The organism is Aquibium sp. ELW1220, assembly GCF_030398385.1.
Taxonomy (GTDB): domain Bacteria; phylum Pseudomonadota; class Alphaproteobacteria; order Rhizobiales; family Rhizobiaceae; genus Aquibium.
In genome coordinates this window covers 1-500 of sequence record NZ_JAOAOQ010000133.1, presented here as the reverse complement: position 1 = coordinate 500, position 500 = coordinate 1, and the positions used below count along the sequence as shown (strand labels likewise).

Genomic DNA, 500 nt, shown 5'->3' with positions numbered 1-500 from the left:
GCCGTCATCCTCGGGCTTGTCCCACTGCTGTCCGGTTTAGCTTTGCAGGAACGCGAAGCTGATCTGGTTGGGATTTGGCTTCGGTGGATTTGGCGGTGTGGTGAGTTTGTCGATTGGTCTGCGGTGCATGAGATTGAGGCGGACGAGACGTGTGAAGGTCAGCGGTCTTGCGACGGCCTTTTGTGCGGCATGGGCGGCGCGCAGCACGAGATAGGCGATGAGGGCGACGAAGAGCTGGGTGCGGATGGCATTCTCGGAGGTTCCCAGGAAGCGGGCGATCTTGAGGTTCTGCTTGATCCATTTGAAGAAGAGTTCGATCTGCCAGCGCGCCTTGTAGAGATCGGCAATCTCCTGCGCGGGCGCGTCGAGATCGTTGGTGACGAGGCGGATGATCTTGCCGGTCGAGATGCGCACGGTCAGTTCGCGCACCGGGTCGGCGAACGGATTGCGCCGCGATGCGGCCATCCGCTGCGGCAGGAAACCGATGCGGTCGGACAGCA

At 61.4% G+C, this 500-nt stretch carries 1 protein-coding gene; it reads right to left on the bottom strand.

Annotated features, from left to right (window positions below; translation table 11 throughout):
• Nucleotides 1-36: 36 nt before the first annotated feature.
• On the bottom strand, nt 37-500 hold a 464-nt coding region (locus N1F91_RS31065; RefSeq protein ID WP_289997777.1), incomplete at its 5' end, for a transposase.